The organism is Mycobacterium szulgai (assembly GCF_002116635.1).
GTDB lineage: Bacteria > Actinomycetota > Actinomycetes > Mycobacteriales > Mycobacteriaceae > Mycobacterium > Mycobacterium szulgai.
This window is the reverse complement of the sequence record NZ_LQPW01000049.1, coordinates 79,830-93,971: the sequence shown is the minus strand read 5'-3', so window position 1 is coordinate 93,971 and position 14,142 is coordinate 79,830. Positions and strand designations below refer to the sequence as shown.

The following is a 14,142-nucleotide window of genomic DNA, read 5'->3' as shown; positions in this document are numbered from 1 at the left end:
CCACCATTCCCTCCATGGCCGCCAGTGCCGCCTTTTCCGCCGTCGCCGCCACCGCCAGCCGTGGTGCCAGATCCGGCGAAGCCGCCACCCGCACCGCCTCCACTGCCACCTTGGCTGATACCGAAGAACTTGCCGATGCCGCCGGCGCCACCGGCGCCGCCGATCCCGCCTCCTCCTCCGCCGCCGCCGTTAGCGTCGCCGCCTGCGCCGCCGGCTCCGCCGGGCGCTCCGTCACCGCCCGCGCCGCCGGCGCCACCGCCACCGCCGCCCCCAATGCCCGTGGCTCCAGCTGCGCCGGCGCCCCCGGTCTGTCCGACAATCCCGTTGGTACCTGCCCCGCCTCCGGTGGCGGTTAGGGGAGAACCTGCAGCGCCGGGCGTGGCATCGGGCTGGGTCACATGCTGGGTCGGGTTGACCCCCGCTGCGCCTGAGGCCCCGTCGCCGCCGGCCCCGCCGGCCCCGCCGTTGCCGATCAGCCCGGCATTGCCGCCGACGCCGCCCATCGCGCCGGCCCCACCTTGGCCGCCATTGCCGCCGGCGCCGTAGAGCCAGCCGCCGTTGCCGCCGCCCCCGCCCATGGCGCCTGCTCCGCCGCCACCGCCGCGGCCGCCCGCGCCGATGAGCCCCGCATTCCCGCCTCGAGTACCGGCCACCCCGGCTGACGTGCTGGTATAGCCGGCTCCGCCATTGCCGTACAGCAGGCCGCCGTCACCGCCACCTCGACCAGGGGAAACCGCATCCGCGCCGTTGCCGATCAGCGGGCGGCCCAGCAGAGTTTGGGTGGGCGCGTTGATCGCATCGAGCAGGCACTGTAGCGGGTTGGCGTTGGCGGCCTCGGCGGCGGCGTACCACCCTGCACCGTTGCGCAAAGCCTCGACAAACCGGTCGTGGAACGCCGCCGCTTGGCTGCTCAGTAGCTGGTAATTCTGTGCGTGGCTGCCGAACAGCGCCGCAACGGCTGCCGACACTTCATCTTCGGCGGCGGCCAGCACCCCGATAGTGGGGGCCGCGGCGGCCGCGCTGGCAGCGCCGATCGCCGACCCGATCCCGCCTGCTTGCTCGGCCGCGACCGAGAGCAGCTGTGGTGCTGTGGTCACAAATGACATGGGGAACCTCCCGACAGCTCGTCCATACCGCGACCGGCGCCGACTCATCGTAAGGGGATCGGTTTCCCGCCCTTGCGAAATCGCTCAAGTCCGGCGTCTAAGCTTGGCGATTCACCCAAAGGTTGAGGCGAGGTTCAATATCTATGGCAACACGGGTCACTACAGCTGCGGTTATCGGAATGGCCTGCCTGGGCTTACTGCTGTCCGGTTGCTCCTCGTCCAAGCCCGATTCCGGGGCGCAGAGTTCGCCTGCCAGCTCGACGGTCGACTCGCCGCTTATGGCCGACGTGCGCCAGTCCGTGGACGCCACCAAGGCCCTGAACAGCGCGCACCTGGCGGTCCGGACGACCGGACAGATCGACAGCATGCTGGGTATCACCAGCGCCGACGTCGATGTCCGGGCCAACCCGCTTTCGGCAAAGGGTGCGTGCACCTACCACGACGAGTCGGGCGTCCCGTTCCGGATCAAAGACGACAACATCTCGGTGAAGCTGTTCGACGACTGGACCAATCTCGGCTCCGTCACCGACCTATCGGCCTCGCGGCTGCTCGACCCCATCAACGGGGTGGCGAAGATGCTTTCCGGTGTCACCAATCTGCAATCGCAGGGCTCGGAGACGATCGACGGCGTTCCGACCACCAAAATCAGCGGAACCCTCCCGCCGGACACGGTGAAGATCCTGGTTCCCGACGCCAAGAACTCGGCGCCGGCCACGGTGTGGATCGCCTCGGACGGTTCGCACCGCCTCGTTCAGGCCCGCGTCGACCTCGGCTCCGGCAAGACCCTCCAGGTCACGCTGTCGAAGTGGAACGAGCCGGTAAACGTCGACTAACGGCGGGCACCAACCAGCGCCTGGCCAGGGTCAGCGCTAACAGCCCGAGCACGACAACGCCGCCGACCTGACCGAGCGCGCTGAACGACGTGCCGGACGCCAGCACCAGTCCGCCACCGAAGACGGCGCCGAGCGCCGTCAGTGGCACAAGCCCACCTCGAGCCAGCAGATGCGGTACGCCGCACGCCGCGAGGATGGCGAACGACACCGGCGCCACCGATGCGTGCAGGGCATCACCCAGTAGGTGCTGCCATAGTGCAACCGAAATCCCCAGGGCCGCAAGGTAAGACACCGCTAGGCCAAGGCCTGTCACTACACCGGTCACGGCGCCGCGCCACATGCTGATCAGCGCCAGGAGTCCGAGCAGTGTGGCCGCCAACAGCACCGCGTCGTGGGTGACCGCGGCGCGGACGCTCGCGGCTACCTGCGCGGCTCCGCTCAGCGTGATCTGGCTATCGACGAGGCTGCCGTACTTCGTCGCGTTGTCCGTGACGTTCGCCAGCTGCTGTGCCTGCGCCGGTCTATCCGCGGCCGAGAATACGAACAGCCGGGTCGCCGTTCCGTCCGAGGAGAACATGGTCTTTCGCACGTTCTGGTAGGACGGATCGGCCAGTGCCTTTCTGGACAGGTAGAAGCCGCCCTCGCCGGTGTCGGCGAAATCGTTGCTCAGGCTCTTCAGGAAGGCCGACAGCTGCACGACTTGCGGGATGGTCTCCTCGACGGTCCGTTCCAGCGTCGGCACGAACGAGCGCAGCTGCCCCAACGCCGACTGCATTTCGGCCACCGCGCGTGGGGTGGACGCGAATGCGCCGACCGTTTTGGTCGACAACGCGGCGATGCGATCCGCGCCGTCGGAGAGCACCACGACGTCGGCGATTACCTTATCCAAGGGGTCGATGACCTTGCGCGCCGCCGAGCACAGTGCGTCGGCCGGGCAATTCTGGACTCCACCCGCCCAGTCGCGTACCGGGTCCAGGTATCCCGACACCTGCACGGTGGTGTCCTTGATGTTGCGGGTGCCGGCCACCACGCGGTTGACGACCTGCTGTATCTCGCCCACCCCGGCCAGACCGGCCGTCACGCTGTTTTGCAGCTCGTTGACCGCGCCGGTCACCTGATCGAGCGCGGACGCCAGAGATTTGATGGCATTGACCTGAGGCACGAACGTCACGGCCTGCCGGTCGAGTTGATCGCCGAGCCGGCCGGCCGCCGCCGTCAGCGAGGCCTCGGTCCAGGGGATCCCGGCGGGCCACGCCGCCGACTCCACCTTGCGGACACCGGGGATCCCCATCAGCCGCCGGCTGACCGCGTCGATGGCGATCAGGCCCGCCGGGTCGCGCAGGTCGTGGTCGGATTTGATCACCACCACGTCGGGTAGCGATCGCCCTGGGACGAATTGGGCGCTGATTGTCGTGGCCTGGCTTTGCGGTGCGTCCCAGCGCATCCCGATGATGGGCAGCGCGCAGATGACCAACACCACGGCGACGGCTACCCCCGGGTGGGGTATCGAGACCGGCGGGGTCCAGGTGCGGCCGGCGGCGCGTGGCGGCGCTGCCGGCAATGCCGACCCGATCAGGGCGGGCAGCAGTGTCAACGAAGCCGCAAGTGCCACAACTGCACTCAGCGCGGAAATACCCACACTGTGCAGCGCCGGAGTTCGGGCAAGCAGCAGCGGGGCGGTGAGCAGCGCGACGCACACCCCGGGCAGGGCCAACGCCGGCAACATGTCGCGATATCGGCGCGCGGGCTCCTCGGCGTCGGGTTCGCGGCGGGCAACGAGTATGGCGGCTGCGGTGAGGACGGCGACGGCCAGGACAGCGCCCAGGGTCAGCGCAAACACCGAAACCCCGCGCAGCATGGTGGCCAGCGACCACGCCACCGCCGCTGACAGTGCGGCGCTCAGCAGCACCGACCCCACCGAGGGCTTGGACAGCCGAGCCCGCAATAACACCAAGACGGCGATCAGCACCGCCGCGGCCACGATCGCCGCGCCCTGCCACGCGGTCATGTGCAGCGGCATATCGTCGGTGGCCGCCGGAACCGCGATGCGGGCGCGCAGTCCCGCGCTCGGGGCAAGCTTGTGCACCACCGAGCGGGCGGCTGCCAGCGATTGCCGCGCTTGGGCGCTGCCCGCCTCGCCCTTCAGCCACACCATCGCAATACCCGACCGGCCGTCGCGACCGGTTCCCAGCGGGGCGGTCAGCGGATCCGACCACCAGTCCAGGACCGATCCCACATGGGCGGTGTCGGCGCGCAGAGCGCTGACGGCGGTGTCGTAATACTGCTGGTCCGCCGGGCCCAGCATGTCGCGGCCCTCGATCACCAGGTAAGCGATGGCGTTGGTGCCGGTGCCCGGGAACGCTTGGCCGATCCGCTTGGCGGCGCTGCTCGTAGCGTCCCGGGGCAGCAGCGTCGAGCCGGCATCGCCGGGGGTCGCGTGCGTGAGAGCCAGAACCACGTTCGCGATCACTGCCACCGCGATCCAGGCGGCGATGACGACGAGTTTGGCGAGCCGCGATCGGGGTTCGGCTTCGTCAGTACGCACGGTGCTGCTAAACGTCCAAGCGGGCGAACTGATCCTGGCGGTACTGCTCGACACAGGCCCCCCGCCTGACCTTGCCGCTGGTGGTGATGGGGATCGAACCGGGCGGTACCAGAACCAGGTCCGCAGCGCTCAGGCCGTGCGACGTCGACAGCGCGGAGGTGACCTCGCGCTTGATGGCGCCCATCCGGTCGGCAAAGATCCCGGCGTCGGAGTCGGAGTCGCGCTTCCTGAATTCGATTATGGCGACCAGCTTTTCGGTGCTGCGGTCGCCCGGAACCGCGATCGCCGCGCAGCGGCCCCGGGTGATCTCCTGGATCGTCGCCTCGATGTCGTCCGGAGAGTGGTTGCGGCCGTACACGATCAGCAGATCCTTGATCCGGCCGATGATGAACAATTCGCCGTCGGCGACAAAGCCCGAGTCGCCGGTGCGTAGCCACGGTCCAGCGGGTGTCCCGGCCGAGGGGTTGAGGATCTCGGCGCCGAAGGTGCGTTCGCTTTCTTCGGCTCGCTGCCAATAGCCTTGCGCTACGTTCTCGCCGTGCACCCAGATCTCGCCGGCCTGTCCCTCTTCACGTTCGACGCAGGTGTCGGGATCGACGATGCGCACGATCGGCGATTTCGGCACCAGGTAGCTGACCAACGGTGTGCCGCTGCCGTTTTCGGCCCGCACCGCTTTGCCGTCGGCTAATTTCTCGGCCTCGAAGTCCAGCAGTTTGGGTGGTTGGCCCGGCCTGCTCGTCGCCACGTACACCGTTGCTTCGGCGAGTCCATAGGAGGGCCGGATCACGTTGTCGGACAAGTTGAATCGGGCGAAGCGGTCCGCGAAGCGCGTGAGCGTCGCGGGCTGCACCCGCTCACTACCACTGAGGATGGTGTGCACATGGCCGAGATCATGGCCGGCCATGTCGGCATCGGATACCTTCTTCGCCGCTACCTCGAAGGCGAAGTTCGGCGCCGCTGAAAACGGCTGGGGACTGCCCGCCAGCATGTGCATCCACCGGGCGGGTCGCTGCAGGAACGACACCGGGCTGGTGAGGACCGCCGGAACGCCCAACAGAATCGGCGCACATACGCCCAGCACCAAACCCATGTCGTGGTAAAACGGCAGCCACGAGACCAGCGTCAGATCCGGCGGGGCGATCCCGTCGGAGTGGGCGAAGTAGCCGGCCATCAGTTGTTCGAGATTGGACCGAAGGTTCTGATGGGACATGATGACGCCGGCCGGCGTGCGGGTGGATCCGGACGTGTACTGCAGGTAGGCAATCGGCGGATGATTGTCGGTTCCGCTACCAGATCCGTTGCGGGCGTCCAGATCCAGCGCATCCACCGCAATGACGGCTGGGACGGAATCGAGCGACTGCGTCGTAACGTGCTGCGCGACATCGTCGATCACCGATGAGGTGGTGAGCACCGCGACCGGTGACGCGTCGCGTAGCACCGAATCCACCCGTTCGTCGCTGGCACCACCCTGTGGCACCGAAAGCGGAACCGCGATGAGTCCGGCCTCCAATGCACCGAAGAAAGCGACGATGTAGTCGAGTCCCTGGGGGGCCAGAATCACCACTCGATCACCGGCAGAACCGCTCTTACTGAGTTCCTGCGCCAGGTTGCGAGTGCGCCGGTACAGCTGCGCCCACGTCAAGCTCTGTGCAACGCCGTCCCAATCCTGCTCGTAATCGAGGTAGGTGAATGCCGTGTCATTGGGCTGCAGACGGGCCCAGTCGCGCAGCACGGCGGGAAGGGAACGCACATTCATGGGCACGACGTTACCGGCGTCGTTATGCGGGCCGAAACGGAATCGCAGCGACGGGCCCCTGACCTGCGATTCTGTACCAGCTCGGCGCGGATCGGCGGCTGTACCTGGCCAGAAGCTGGGAATTCGTATCTTTGTCCTCGGCAGCCCAGCGCGGCGTCTAAGCTTGGATCTCCGGGACCGAGCATCGGTCTTGCAGATCCGGGCCAGCCCGGATGAGGGGTTGTCAGAGCGGCGCCGCGCCATTGGCGTTACCCGTATCAAAATTCGGTGATGTGGTCGGTTAAAGCCGCTAGATCTGAGACGAGGTTGTAGAGCGATGGAAACACGTGTGACTCCCATTGCGGTCATCGGGATGGGATGCCGGCTTCCTGGGGGTATCGACTCGCCCGACATGCTGTGGGAGGCACTGCTGCGCGGGGACGACCTGGTCACCGAGATCCCGGCCGACCGGTGGGACGCCGACGACTACTACGACCCCGAGCCGGGAGTGCCCGGCCGCACGGTGTCGCGCTGGGGGGGTTTCCTCGACGACGTCGCCGGCTTCGATGCCGAGTTCTTCGGAATCAGCGAGCGGGAGGCGACCTCGATCGATCCCCAGCACCGATTGCTGCTGGAGACCGCGTGGGAGGCGATCGAGCACGCCGGTCTGGATCCGGCGTCGCTGGCCGGCTCTTCGACAGCGGTATTCACTGGGTTGGCCCACGAGGACTACCTGGTACGCACCACCGGCTCGGGCGGGTTGGCCAGCCCCTATGTGGTTACCGGCCTCACCAACAGCGTGGCCTCCGGACGGATCGCGCACACGCTTGGCCTGCACGGCCCGGCAATGACGCTCGACACCGCTTGCTCGTCGGGTCTGATGGCGGTGCACCTGGCCTGCCGCAGCTTGCACGAAGGTGAAAGCGACCTCGCTCTGGCGGGTGGCTGCGCGGTGCTTTTGGAACCGGACGGAAGTGTGGCGCTCTCGGCACAGGCCATGCTTTCGGCAACCGGTCGCTGCCATGCATTCGATGTTGCGGCGGACGGGTTTGTGCGATCCGAGGGTTGTGGCGTCTTGTTGCTCAAACGACTGCCCGATGCCCTGGCCGACGGCAACCGGATCCTTGCCGTACTGCGCGGCACGGCCACCAACCAGGATGGTCGCACCGAGACGCTCATGATGCCGTCTGAAGAGGCGCAGGTGGCTGTCTACCGGGCGGCACTTGCCGCGGCGGGTGTGGAGCCCGAAACCGTTGGTGCGGTGGAAACCCACGGCACCGGAACCCCGGTGGGCGACCCGATCGAGTACCGCAGCCTTGCGCAGGTCTACGGCACCTCCGACGGCACCACTGCCAATCGTTGCGCGCTCGGATCGATCAAGAGCAACATGGGCCACAGCGAGTCCGCCGCGGGGGCAGTGGCGCTGATCAAGGCGATTCTGTCGCTTCAGCACGCGGCGTTGCCGCCGCTGCTGCACTTCACCCGGCTGCCCGATGAACTTGCCGAGATCGAGACGGGATTGTTTGTGCCGCAGGCGGTTACGCCGTGGCCGGAGACGGTCGATGAGATCCCCAGGCGGGTCGCGGTGTCCTCGTTCGGGTTGTCGGGAACGAATGTGCACGCAATCCTCGAACAGGCACCAGCACAGGCGCCGGAGCAGGCTGGCACCGAGGCCGCTCCGGTGGCCGATCCGCTGCTGTTCGCGTTGTCATCCAGCTCAGCCGACGGGCTGCGGCAAACCGCACGGCGCCTCGCCGACTGGGTTGAGGGCAACGCGGATTCCGTGGCACCTTCGGATCTGGCTTACACGCTGGCGCGCCGGCGTGCGCACCGGTCGGTCCGCACCGCGGTGGTGGCCGCCGACCTCAAGGAGCTGGCCGAGGGATTGCGGGCAATGGCTGACGGCGATGCCTTGTATGAGGCAGCCGTCGGTCAGGGCCAGCGGGGACCGGTGTGGGTGTTCTCCGGGCAAGGCTCGCAGTGGGCCGCGATGGGCGCTGACCTGCTGTCCAGCGAACCGGTATTCGCCGCGACGATCGCCGCGCTGGAGCCGGTGATCGCTGCGGAGTCAGGATTCTCGGTGACCGAGGCGATGACCGCGGCGGAGACGGTGACCGGTATCGACAAGGTACAGCCCACCATTTTCGCCATGCAGGTCGCGCTGGCCGCCGCGATGGAGCAGACCTACGGGGTGCGCCCCGGCGCGGTCATCGGGCACTCCCTGGGCGAATCGGCGGCCGCGGTGGTCGCCGGGGCGTTGTCGCTCGAAGACGGGGCTCGCGTCATCTGCCGCCGGTCCAAGCTGATGTGCCGCATCGCCGGTGCCGGCGCCATGGCCTCGGTGGAACTGCCTGCCAAGCAAGTGAATTCGGAGCTGATGGCCCGCGGCATCCACGATGTCGGGGTTTCGGTAGTGGCCTCGCCGCAGTCCACGGTGATCGGTGGCGCCACTGAAACGATTCGTGATCTCGTGGCGCGCTGGGAGCAGCGGGATGTGATGGCCCGCGAGGTGGCCGTCGACGTGGCGTCACACTCGTCGCAAGTCGACCCGATCCTCGACGACCTGGCCGCGGCATTGGCCGATCTCACGCCGACGGCGCCCAAGGTTCCGTACTACTCGGCAACGCTGTTCGATCCCCGCGAGCAGCCCGTGTGTGATGGCAGCTACTGGGTGGACAACCTACGCAACACCGTGCAGTTCGCCGCCGCTGTGCAGGCCGCGCTGGAGGACGGCTACCGGGTGTTCGCCGAGCTGTCACCGCACCCGCTGCTTACCCACGCCGTGGATCAGAACGCCCGCAGCCTGGACATGTCGGTGGCCACGCTGGCCGGCATGCGGCGTGAGCAGGCGTTACCGCACGGGCTGCGCGGGCTGCTGACGGATGTGCACAGCGCAGGTGCGGCGGTGGACTTTTCAGTGTTGTTCCCCGCCGGACGGCTGGTGGATGCGCCGCTGCCGGCGTGGACCCACCAGCACCTGTTCATCGACGACGAAGGGCAGGCCCAGAAGGCCCAAGGTGCCAGCACGATCTCCGTGCATCCGCTGCTGGGCGCACATGTGCGGCTGAATGAGGAGCCGCAGCGCCACGTTTGGCAGACCGACATCGGTACCGCGACGCTGGCCTGGCTCGGCGATCACCAGGTGCACAACGTGGCCGCCCTACCCGGTGCCGCTTACTGCGAAATGGCTTTGGCCGCGGCGCAAGAGGTTTTCGGCGAGACGGCCGAGGTTCGCGACATCGCGTTCGAGCAGATGCTGTTGCTCGACGAACAGACCCCGATCGATGCCGTCGCCGCCGCGGATGCCTCGGGCGTTTTCAACTTCGTGGTGAAGACCCATCAGGACGGTGAGGACACCCGGCACGCCACCGCGGTCCTGCATGAGACGGCCGACGATTCCACGCCTGCTGCATACGACATCACCGCCCTGCTGGCCGCGCACCCGGATTCGGTCAACGGGACGGAATTGCGGGAGGGGCTCGTCGAGCGCGGCATCCAGCTTGGTGCCGCCTTCAGCGGTCTGACCACGGCGCGCACCGCGGAGAACAAAGCGGGCACCGTGCTCGCCGAGGTCGGGCTGCCCGCCTCGATTCGCTTCCAGCAGTCCGCCTACGGGGTACATCCGGCGTTGCTGGATGCCTGCTTCCAGTCCGTCGCCGCCGGCTTCGGTGCCAGCGGTGGTGGCGGTCTGCTGTTGCCGTTGGGTGTGCGCGGCCTGCGCGCCTACGGACCTACCCGCAACGCCCGCTACTGCTACACGACAGTGACCAAGGCTGACGCGAACGGCGGCGAAGCCGACCTCGACGTGCTGGACGAGCACGGAACAGTGCTGCTCACCGTGCGGGGGCTGCGCATGGGGACGGGAACGTCGGAAAGCGGCGAGCGCAATCGGGTGCTCAGCGAGCGGTTGCTGACTCTCGATTGGCGCCAGCGTGCGCTGCCCGAGGTCGCCGGTGCAGATTCCGGTGTCGGCTCTTGGCTGCTGATCAACGCCTCCGACGCCGAGGATATGTTGGCGGCGACGTTGGCCGATGCGCTGAAATCACATGGCGCCGAGGGCACCGAATGCGCAAGCCTGCATTGGCCGAGTCCGGCCGACCCGGCGGCTGGCCGCGAAGCGCTGATCAGTCAACTGCGCAGCCGCCCCGTCAGCGGGGTAGCGATCATCTGTGGGCCCGCCGCGGGACAACCGGACGAGGACAGTCTGCTGCGGGGTCGTGAGCAGGTGCGGCATCTGGTTCGGATCACCCGGGAGCTGGCAGAGCTGGAGGGCGAGTTGCCCCGCCTGTTCGTCGTGACCCGGCAAGCCCAGCAAGTTCTTTCCGATGACGAGCTCAACCTGGAGCAGGCCGGGCTGCGTGGCCTGCTGCGGGTGATCGGCAGTGAACATCCGCTGCTGCGTACCACCCAGGTCGATGTGGACGAGCACACCCCGGTCGAACAGGTGGCCCAGCAGCTTGTCGGTGAATCCGAAGAGGACGAGACGGCCTGGCGCAATGGCGAGTGGTACGTGGCGCGCTTGAGCCCCAGCCCGCTGAGCCATGAGGAGCGGCGGACCGTCACCCTGGACCACGAGCGGGACGGGATGCGGTTGCACATCCGCACGCCCGGCGACCTGCAGACGACGGAATTCGTTGCGTTCGACCGTGTTCCGCCGGGCCCCGGGCAGATCGAGGTCGCCGTCAGCGCATCCAGCATCAACTTCGCCGACGTCCTGGTCGCCTTCGGCCGGTATCCCTCCTTCGAGGGCCGGCTGCCGGAGTTCGGCACCGACTTCGCCGGCGTGGTGACCGCCGTCGGGCCGGACGTCACCGAGCACCAGGTCGGCGACCACGTCGGGGGCATGTCACCCAACGGCTGTTGGAGCACCTTCGTGCTCTGCGATGCGCGGCTGGCGACCAAGCTGCCGCCGGGCTTGACCGACGGCCAGGCGGCGGCGGTCACGACCGCGCATGCCACGGCCTGGTACGGCCTGTGCACCCTGGCCCGGATGCGGGCCGGAGACAAGGTGTTGATCCACTCCGGTACCGGAGGCGTGGGCCAGGCGGCCATCGCGATCGCCCGCTCGGTGGGGGCCGAAATCTTCGCCACCGCCGGCAGTGACGAGCGTCGGCAAGTGTTGCGCGACATGGGAATTGAGCATGTCTACGACTCGCGCAGCACCGAATTCGCCGACCAGATCCGCAGCGACACCGGCGGGTACGGGGTGGACATCGTGCTCAACTCGGTGACGGGGGCGGCGCAACTGGCTGGGCTGAAACTGCTCGCGCTGAACGGGCGGTTCGTCGAGATCGGCAAGCGCGACATCTACGGCGACACCAAGCTGGGGCTGTTGCCGTTCCGCCGCAACCTGACGTTCTACGCCGTAGACCTGGGATTGCTGTCGGTCAGCCATCCCGGCGAGGTCCAGGAATTGTTGAAGACCGTCTATCGGATGACGGCCGATGGGTCGCTGCCGATGCCGGAGAGCACGCACTACCCACTTGCCGAGGCGGCCACCGCGATTCGGGTGATGAGCGCGGCCCAGCACACCGGAAAGCTCATCCTGGACATCCCGCACGCGGGACGCAGCAGTGTGGTGCTGCCCCCGGAGCAGGTGCAGAGCTTCCGTCCCGACGGCGCCTACATCATCACCGGCGGCCTGGGCGGTCTTGGCCTGTTCTTCGCCGAGAAGATGGCGGGAGCGGGTTGCGGCCGGATCGTTCTCACGGCCCGCTCGCAGCCCAACCCCAGGGCTCGGCAGGCTATCGAGCGCCTCCGCAAGGCTGGGGCCGACATCGTGGTGGAGTGCGGCAACATCGCCGAAGCCGAGACGGGCGAGCGCCTGGTCAGTGCGGCAACCGCCACCGGGCTTCCGATCCGCGGGGTGTTGCACGCGGCGGCGGTGGTCGAGGACGCGACGCTGACCAACATCACCGACGAGCTGATCGATCGGGACTGGTCGCCAAAGGTGTTCGGCTCCTGGAACTTACACCGCGCCACGAGCGGACAGCCGCTGGACTGGTTCTGCGTGTTCTCCTCGGGAGCCGCGCTGCTGGGTTCGCCCGGTCAGGGCGCCTACGCCGCGGCCAACAGCTGGGTGGACGCCTTCGCCCACTGGCGGCACGCTCAGGGTCTGCCGGCCACCGCGATCGCGTGGGGCGCGTGGGGAGAGGTCGGGCGCGCCACGTTCCGGGCCGAAGGCGGCGAGATCATGATCGACCCGGACGAGGGCTTGTACGCGTTCGAAACGCTGCTGCGCTACAACCGGGCATACACGGGTTATGTTCCGATCATCGGAGCGCCATGGCTGGCCGATCTGGTCCGGCGTAGCCCATGGGCGGAATTGTTCGAGTCGACCGGTCAAGGCGCAAAGGGCCCAAGCAAATTCCTCGCCGAGTTACAAACGCTGCCGCAGGAGGAATGGCCCGCACGGCTGCGCCGGATGATCGCCGAGCAGGCCAGCGTGATCCTGCGCCGCACCGTCGACGCCGACCGTCCATTCGTCGAGTACGGACTGGATTCGCTGGGCATGCTCGAGATGCGCACCCACATCGAAACCGAAACCGGGATACGTCTGTCTCCCAAGGTGATTGCCACCCACAACACTGCGCGCGCCTTGGCTCAGCACATCTCCGACACGCTGGTTCAGGAGGCCGAACCCCAGCTCACTCCATGACCCAGCCGTACTCCGAGGGAAGAGAGCACAGCACGTCGCGTATCGCGTCGAGTGATTTCTCCGGCTCCGGTATGTCGCCGTGCAGTTCGATCCCCAGTTGGTCGGTGGCGATCACGCACGCGTAGAAGCCGACGGGAACGTGCATGCAGCTGTAGACCTGGCTGGAAATGTCGACCAGCTCGACGTCCTCCGGCGTGCGCACCGGGGGCAGGGTGCTGACGTTCGTGCAGAAGACGAATGGGGGTAGCCCGGGCGGAGTTCCTTCGAATATCCTGCGGGAGTTGAGCGCAGACTGGTGTATCAGACCGTCGGACAAGTCGGACCGAAACGATTCGACGATATCGCTTGCCAAATCGATGATGTCGGTGTCCGGCCCGATCTCGGCGAGGTATGCGGCCACCCCCACCGGGTTGGTGCTTTCGGTTGCGCCCACCGGTGGGGTAACCAGAAACCGCAAATCGACCGCATACAAGTAGGGGATCGGGATGTGGGGGGTCTCGCGTAAACGCCACTCCGCCAGCAGGATAGCCGCTGCGATAACGGCATTGAGGCTGAGCCCGTTGTCGCGGCTGAACGTCACCAGGTCGGCTGTCTCCTGCTTGGTGAGCCGGCACCGGGTGATGGGAACAGGTTGGGGCGAGCCAGGCGTCGCGACGCTGGGCTGGGGGACGGCCGGAAAATCGTAGGCGAACACCAGCGGCAGGAAGCGTTCCAGCCCCGTCATCCCGTGCTGCTTGATGCCGCGTTGTTGCAGCACGACTTCGGCTGACTCGGGTGCGGGCTCGGGAATTATCGGACCGGGGTCGCCGGTTGCCACCACGTCGGTGTAGCGGGACAACAGTTCGTCGAGCAGGCCGGCGATATGGTGTGCGTCGGCCAGGCTGTGATGGACATAGACGGTTACCCGGGTCTCTTCGTCGCCCAACGTCACCTGCAGATTTATCAGCGAGACGCGCTGATCGAGCTGTAATCCCGTTGTCTCCGTAGACATCCCGTCATCGGCGCGGACCACCGAGATCCCGGGATGCAGCAGATCGTTGGCCACGATGTGGTGATTGCCGTCGGGGCCCGGCTCAAGGTGAGCGGCCAATACCGGGTGGGCCTGCATGAGAGCGTCGAAGGCTTCCGACATCGCGAGAATGTCGATGACACCGCGCACGTGCGCGGTGAAGGAGGTGAAAGCCTCGTAGCGCGCGAACGCTTCCTCGCTGGCGGCCAGCTTGCGCACCACGGCTCCGGCAAACACTTAAGATTCTCCATTCGTC

At 67.4% G+C, this 14,142-nt stretch carries 6 protein-coding genes; 2 read left to right on the top strand and 4 right to left on the bottom strand.

Going from position 1 to position 14,142, the window contains the following annotated elements:
- Nucleotides 1–1,106, bottom strand: a 1,106-nt coding sequence (locus AWC27_RS10640; RefSeq protein WP_085670455.1) for a PE family protein, incomplete at its 3' end; no start/stop codon positions are given.
- A gap of 143 nt (nt 1,107–1,249) precedes the next feature.
- Here AWC27_RS10640 and AWC27_RS10635 point away from each other — a divergent pair.
- Nucleotides 1,250–1,939: an LppX_LprAFG lipoprotein gene (locus AWC27_RS10635; RefSeq protein WP_085670454.1), complete on the top strand. Its 690-nt coding sequence runs from the start codon at nt 1,250–1,252 to the stop codon at nt 1,937–1,939.
- Here the strand turns inward: AWC27_RS10635 and AWC27_RS10630 are convergent.
- Complete coding sequence (locus tag AWC27_RS10630) at nt 1,899–4,484, bottom strand: MMPL family transporter (RefSeq protein WP_085670453.1); 2,586 nt, start codon at nt 4,482–4,484, stop codon at nt 1,899–1,901. The genes AWC27_RS10635 and AWC27_RS10630 overlap by 41 nt on opposite strands.
- Nucleotides 4,485–4,491: 7 nt before the next feature.
- The gene (locus tag AWC27_RS10625; RefSeq protein WP_085670452.1) at nt 4,492–6,240 is read right to left on the bottom strand and encodes an AMP-binding protein; all 1,749 of its coding nucleotides are present in this window, start codon (nt 6,238–6,240) and stop codon (nt 4,492–4,494) included.
- Nucleotides 6,241–6,556: 316 nt separating this feature from the next.
- On the opposite strand from AWC27_RS10625, the gene pks2 reads away from it, so the two are divergent.
- Complete coding sequence (gene pks2, locus AWC27_RS10620; protein WP_085670451.1) at nt 6,557–12,877, top strand: sulfolipid-1 biosynthesis phthioceranic/hydroxyphthioceranic acid synthase; 6,321 nt, start codon at nt 6,557–6,559, stop codon at nt 12,875–12,877.
- On the opposite strand, the gene AWC27_RS10615 is transcribed toward pks2, so the two are convergent.
- Nucleotides 12,867–14,123, bottom strand: a complete 1,257-nt coding sequence (locus AWC27_RS10615) for a phthiocerol/phthiodiolone dimycocerosyl transferase (RefSeq protein ID WP_085670450.1) — start codon at nt 14,121–14,123, stop codon at nt 12,867–12,869. The two genes, pks2 and AWC27_RS10615, sit on opposite strands and share 11 nt — an antisense overlap.
- Nucleotides 14,124–14,142 lie beyond the last annotated feature (19 nt).

Bases quoted from the DNA above. Each gene is read 5' to 3' on its own strand.
- pks2 (WP_085670451.1), top strand. From the start codon at position 6,557: ATGGAAACACGTGTGACTCCCATTGCGGTCATCGGGATGGGATGCCGG.
- AWC27_RS10635 (WP_085670454.1), top strand. From the start codon at position 1,250: ATGGCAACACGGGTCACTACAGCTGCGGTTATCGGAATGGCCTGCCTG.
- AWC27_RS10625 (WP_085670452.1), bottom strand. From the start codon at position 6,240: ATGAATGTGCGTTCCCTTCCCGCCGTGCTGCGCGACTGGGCCCGTCTG.